Origin of the sequence: Anaeromyxobacter sp. SG64 (genome assembly GCF_022690745.1) — a bacterium.
Classification (GTDB): domain Bacteria; phylum Myxococcota; class Myxococcia; order Myxococcales; family Anaeromyxobacteraceae; genus Anaeromyxobacter; species Anaeromyxobacter soli.
This window is the reverse complement of record NZ_JALCZB010000161.1, coordinates 1-5584: the sequence shown is the minus strand read 5'-3', so window position 1 is coordinate 5584 and position 5584 is coordinate 1. Positions and strand designations below refer to the sequence as shown.

Annotated in this window: 6 protein-coding genes; 3 read left to right on the top strand and 3 right to left on the bottom strand. The window is 74.8% G+C overall.

What is annotated here, in order from left to right; all coding sequences use genetic code 11:
- A partial coding sequence (locus MNZ29_RS23425; protein ID WP_242341413.1) for a DUF4142 domain-containing protein occupies nucleotides 1-595 on the top strand: 595 nt, incomplete at its 5' end.
- A gap of 42 nt (nucleotides 596-637) precedes the next feature.
- Here MNZ29_RS23425 and MNZ29_RS23420 read toward each other — a convergent pair.
- Together MNZ29_RS23420 and MNZ29_RS23415 are read right to left on the bottom strand one after the other, a co-directional pair.
- Nucleotides 638-1459 carry a tetratricopeptide repeat protein gene (locus MNZ29_RS23420; protein WP_242341414.1) on the bottom strand — a complete coding sequence of 274 codons (822 nt, stop codon included), beginning with the start codon at nucleotides 1457-1459 and terminating at the stop codon, nucleotides 638-640.
- Nucleotides 1460-1483: 24 nt separating this feature from the next.
- On the bottom strand, nucleotides 1484-2380 hold the full coding sequence (locus MNZ29_RS23415; protein ID WP_242341415.1) for a Ku protein: 897 nt from the start codon (nucleotides 2378-2380) through the stop codon (nucleotides 1484-1486).
- 30 nt (nucleotides 2381-2410) lie between these two features.
- Between MNZ29_RS23415 and ligD the strand changes: the two genes are divergently transcribed.
- Complete coding sequence (gene ligD / locus MNZ29_RS23410; protein ID WP_242356991.1) at nucleotides 2411-4648, top strand: non-homologous end-joining DNA ligase; 2238 nt, start codon at nucleotides 2411-2413, stop codon at nucleotides 4646-4648.
- A 136-nt stretch (nucleotides 4649-4784) separates the two neighbouring features.
- On the top strand, nucleotides 4785-5117 hold the full coding sequence (locus MNZ29_RS23405; RefSeq protein WP_242341417.1) for a hypothetical protein: 333 nt from the start codon (nucleotides 4785-4787) through the stop codon (nucleotides 5115-5117).
- Between the two features lie 10 nt (nucleotides 5118-5127).
- Here the strand turns inward: MNZ29_RS23405 and MNZ29_RS23400 are convergent, their stop codons facing one another.
- A complete protein-coding gene (locus MNZ29_RS23400) occupies nucleotides 5128-5406 on the bottom strand; it encodes a hypothetical protein (protein WP_242341418.1) in 279 nt (92 codons plus the stop codon).
- Between the last annotated feature and the right edge of the window lie 178 nt (nucleotides 5407-5584).

The following is a 5584-nucleotide window of genomic DNA, read 5'->3' as shown; positions in this document are numbered from 1 at the left end:
GGCGCCGGCTCGACCCGGCGCGGCACCGCAGGACGCGGCGAAGCGGATCGACGATCGCCAGAAGCAGATCTTCGGGACGCTCGAGCAGCGCAGCCGGGAAGGGCAGGAGCTCGGGCGGCTGGCCCAGGAGCGGGGCGCGTCGAGCCAGGTGAAGGACCTCGGCAAGAAGCTCGTCGACGACCACGCGCGCGTCGAGCGCGAGCTCGGGACGATCGTCGCCGAGCGCGGCGGCAAGCCGAAGGACATGTCGGGCCCGAAGAACGAGCGCGACGCTCACGACGCGATGATGAAGCAGCTCCGCGGCAAGTCCGGCGCCGACTTCGACCACGCGTTCCTGCAGCAGGTCGAGTTCGCCCAGCGCAGCCAGCGCGCGGATCTCCAGCGCTGGCGCGACGAGACGCCGGGCGAGGACGCGCGCCTCAAGAAGTGGCTCTCCGACACCGAGGTGCTGGCCGAGTCGGACCTGCTCGCCAGCCGGAACGCGATCTCCGCGCTCGGCATGAAGTGGGAGCAGGACCCGCGCCACCCGCAGCAGCAGCCGGATCAGCAGCGCGCCGCGCGGCGGCCGCCGCGAGCGCCCTGGGGCGGGGAGTAGGGGAAGAGCTCGGTGCGCCAGGGGCGCCACGCGACCCCGGGATCAGGCGCCGGTGTCGGTGAGGCGGCGATAGGCGGCGAGGTGCCGGAGCGCGTCGGCGCTCCGGCCCAGCCGCTCGAGCAGGCGTGACGCGTTGTAGTGCGCGTCCGCGAGCGCGGGGTCGGCCTCGATGGCGCGCGCGTAGGCCAGCAGGGCCTCGTCGTCGAGCCCCTGGTCCTCGAGGGCCACGCCGAGGTTGAACGACGCGAGCGCGCGCTGCGAGGTGGCGGGGAGCGCGCGCCGGTAGTGGAACTCGGCCGCGCGCGGATCGCCCGCCTCGTGCAGGAGGCGCCCGAGGTTCAGGTGGGCGCCCGCGTGGTCCGGATCGAGCCCGAGCGCGCGCCGGTAGGCCTCGACCGCCTCCGCGGGCGCGCCGTCCTCCAGGTCGCAGCCCCAGCGGTACCAGGCGTCCGCGTCCAGCTTCGCGCCGCCCGGCGGCCGGCCGGAGCGCACGAGCGGCGCGACCTTGCGAGCGACGTCGCGCACCTCGAAGTCGAGGAGGACCTGCCCGGTGTCCGGACGCCAGCGCGCGCCGCCGTCCTGCACCACCACGTTCCGCCCGTCGGCGAGCACCCGGACCCCGGCGAGCGACCGATCGTGCGGCAGCTTGGCGCGGATGTCGCCGAGCGCCCGGCGCACGCGCGACGGCGGCACCTGCGCGTGGACGAGCTCGGCCGCGGCGCGGAAGAGGACGAGGTCCTGGAATGCGAAGCGGAGCTCGTTGCGAGGTCCGCGGCGCGGCATCACGAACCCCGCGCGCGCCAGGCGGCGGATCTCCGCGACGGGCAGGCCGAGCAGCCGGGCGACGTCGGTGGCGCGATACACGCGCCCCACCATCGCACGGCGGGGTCACTTGCGGGAAGTGGTGGCCTTGCCGCGCTCGTCCGCGTCCCGCCGCGCCCGCTTCGCCCCCTTGCGCTCTCCGGCGTCGGCCGCGGGTGGCGCGGCGCGCGCGGGGCGCCGGCTCTCGCCGCGCGCGGCGTCGATGCTCGCCTTCAGCGCGTCCATGAGGTCGATCACCTGCGCCGCCGGCTCGGCGGGCGCCGCGACCTGGATCTCCTGGCCCTCCACCTTCTTCGCGATCGCGGCCTCGACGCGCGCCTTCACCGCGTCCTCGTACTGCTCCGGCCGGAAGGCCTCCGACGCGGTCTGCTCGATGAGCTGGAGCGCGAGCTGGATCTCGGTGTCCTTGGGCTGGGCGTCGTCCACGGGGACCTCGTCCATCGGACGGACCTCGTCCGCGTGGAAGAGCTGCTGCATCACCAGCCGCCCGTCGCGCGCGCGGATGAGCACCAGGTACTGCTTGCCCCGCGCCGCGTAGCGGGCGAGGGCCGCCTTGCCGGCGCGCTCGAGCGCGAGGGCGAGCAGCCGGTAGGCCTTCCCGCCGCCCTTGTCGGGGCCCAGGTAGTAGGCGCGGTCGAAGTACACCGGGTCCACCTGCGCGGCCGGGACGAACTCGGCGATGTCGATGGTCTGGGTGGCGATCTCGTCGAGCGCGCGCAGCTCGTCGGGCGTGAACGTGACGTAGCGGTCCTTCGCGAACTCGTAGCCCTTCACCATCTCGTCGCGCTCCACCTTCACGCCCTCCTTCGCGCAGACGTACTGCTGCTTGAGGCGCGAGCCGCACGCCGCGTGCAGGAGGTTGAACGAGATGGAGGCGGAGGGCTGCGTCGCCGGGTAGAGGCGGACTGGGATCGACACGAGACCGAAGGAGATCGTGCCTGTCGCGATCGAGCGGGGCGCCATGCCTCCTTACATTAAGGGAGCGAGCCGCGCGTGCCCGATCGTCTCGACAGCTACCGCGCCAAGCGCGATCCGGGCCGGACGCCCGAGCCCTTCGGCCCCGCGGAGGACGGGGCGCGAGCGCCGGACGCTCCGCGGCTGTTCGTCGTGCAGAAGCACGCCGCGCGACGTCTCCACTGGGACTTCCGGCTCGAGCTCGGGGGCACGCTGCGCTCCTGGGCGGTCCCCAAGGGGCCCTCGGCGGATCCCGCCGACAAGCGCATGGCGGTCGAGGTCGAGGACCACCCGGTCGAGTATGCGGGCTTCGAGGGCACCATCCCCACCGGCAACTACGGCGCCGGCGCGGTCATCGTGTGGGATCGCGGCGTGTGGCGCCCGGTCGGGGACCCGTACGACGGGCTGGCCCGGGGCAAGCTCGTCTTCCAGCTCTCCGGCTACAAGCTGCACGGAGAGTGGACGCTCGTCCGCACGCGCGTGGCCCAGGGCGGCAAGCAGCAGTGGCTGCTCCTGAAGCACCGGGGCGACGCGTGGGCCGGCCCCGGGCGCGAGTTCGCGCAGGAGTCGGTCCTCTCGGGCCGCCTGCTCGAGGAGCTCGCCGCGGGCGAGGGCCGCGCGGAGCGGGCGGTGCGGGAGGCGGAGCGGCTCGGCGCGCCTCGGCGGGCGCTCTCGCGGGCCGACGCCCGGCCGATGCGCGCGACGCCGCGCGGCGAGCCGTTGCGGGGGGAGGGGGAGGGCTGGCTCTTCGAGGTGAAGTACGACGGCTACCGCCTCGTCGCCCGGCGCGAGGGGACGCGCGCGACGCTCCTCACGCAGCGCGGCGAGGACGCGACCGCGCTCTACCCCGAGATCGCGCGGCCGCTCGAGGCGCTGCCCGTCGACGCGATCGTCGACGGCGAGGTCGTGGTGCTCGGGCCCGACGGCCGCCCCGACCTCGCTGCGCTCGAGGCGCGCGCACGGCTCGCCCGTCCGCGAGACGTCGCGCGCGCCGCGCTGGAGCGCCCCGCGACGTTCTTCGTCTTCGACCTCCTCGCCCTCGGCGGCCTGGACGTCCGCGCCCTCCCGCTCGCCGAGCGGAAGCGCCTCCTCGCGAGCGTCGTCCCGCAACTCGGGCCGGTGCGCTACGCGGAGCACGTCGAGGGGCGCGGCGAGGAGCTCCGGCGCGAGGTGAGCGCGCGCGGGCTCGCCGGCATCGTCGCGAAGCGCGCCGACGCTCCCTACCGCGCGGGCCGCTCCGCGGCGTGGCTCGACATCCCGGCGGCGCGGAGCGCCGCTGAGGCACGCGCGCCGCACGACGCGTCGCCGCCCGTGCCGCACCCTGCGCGTCCCGCGCGCCGGGTGGAGGTGACGAACGGCGAGAAGGTCTGGTTCCCCGCGGACGGGATCACGAAGGGGGACGTCGTCGCGTACTACCGCGCCATCGCGCCCTTCATGCTGCCCTACCTGAAGGACCGGCCGCTCGTCCTCACGCGCTATCCCGAGGGCATCGACGGGAAGAGCTTCTTCCAGAAGGACGCGCCCACCTGGCGGCCGGAGTGGCTGCGGACGGTGCGGATCCGTGGCGAGGACGCCGGGCGCGAGCTCGATCACTTCCTCGTCGACGACGCGGACGGCCTCGCGTGGATCGCGAACCTCGGCACGATCCCGCTGCACGTGTGGTCGAGCCGGGCGGGCGCGCTCGAGCGCCCGGACTGGTGCGTCGTCGACCTCGATCCCAAGGACGCGCCCTTCGAGCACGTCGTGCGCATCGCGCGGGCGCTCCACGCCCTCTGCGACGAGCTCGGGCTGCCGTCGTATCCCAAGACGACCGGGCAGAAGGGCCTGCACGTGCTCGTGCCGCTCGGCGGTCAGCTCACCCACGCGCAGTCGAGGACGCTCGGCGAGCTCCTCGCCCGCGCGATCGAGGCGGAGCTCCCGGAGATCGCGACCACGGCGCGCGCCCTCTCCGCGCGCGGCGGCCGCGTCTACCTCGACTTCCTCCAGAACGGCTTCGGCAAGACCATCGCCGCGCCCTACGCCGTCAGGCCGAAGCCGGGCGCGCCGGTGTCGACGCCGCTGCGCTGGAGCGAGGTGACGGCGCGGCTCGACCCGTCCCGCTTCACCCTCCGCAACGTCCCGGGCCGCGCGCGCCGCCTTCGCGCGGACCCGCTCTCGCCGGTCCTGACGGGGAAGCCGGACCTCATGGCCGCGCTCGAGCGCCTGCGCGGGCGAATGGCGGGTGGAGACGGCGGAGCGCGGCGGCGCGCGCAGCGCGACGGCCGGACGGCGGAATAGGCGACGCGGCGCGCCGTGTCGCCTGGACGCCCACTCCGCTGGAGCCATTGTCCAATGGGGGGCAATCCGGACGAATGCGGTGGACAATTTCGACCACCGGGCTATGTTCCTGGCTCCCTGAATGGAGCAATCCAGCATGGCACGCCAGTCCAGCATCGACGACATCCTCCGCGAGACGGCCGACGAGGTCGTCGCCCGCGTCTCCTCGGCCATCGCGCGCCACGTCGGCGACCTCGTGCAGGAGGGCCTCCGGCGCGAGCTCGGCAAGAACGTCGTCGCGCGGCGCGTCACTCCGGCCGCCCGCCGCGGCGAGATCACGCGCTGGGTCGCGGACACGCGCGCCCGCCGCGTCCCGAACTTCGTCATCGAGGCGACGGGGCTCGACACCAAGAAGAAGATCGTCGCCAAGTTCGGGGCGAACGCGGCGTTCGAGAAGGGCAAGCCGCTGCCCAAGGCGAAGGCCGCGTAGCCGGGTCCGGCTACTCGCGCTCCGCGAGGCCGCGCAGGTGCCCGGCGCGCTCGAGCGCGCCGATGCAGGCCGTCGCGGCGCTCGCCTCCACCCAGAAGCCGGCGCCGCGGCGCGGCTGGTTCGAGCCGAGCGCGGTGGGCGAGGCGAACGTCTCGAGCTCGATCGCGAACTCGAACCCCGCGTCCTCGAGCGCGGCCTCGACCGCCTGCGCCTCCTCGAGCGTCGCCGCGAGGTAGACGCGCGCGATCTCCGTCCCCTCGACGAAGTCTTCCATGTCGATGCGGGCCATCCGGACCGTCCCTCCGCCGCCCCCAATCTAACCTCGGCGCGCCGCGGGCGTGCGGTATCCTCGCGGGCGTGATGACGCCGCTCTCCCGGAAGGCCCCGCGCTCGGCGCGCGCGGCGCTCGCCGCAGTCCTCGTCGCGCTCGCCGCGCCCCCCGCGCTGGCGCAGGCGCCCTCGGCGCC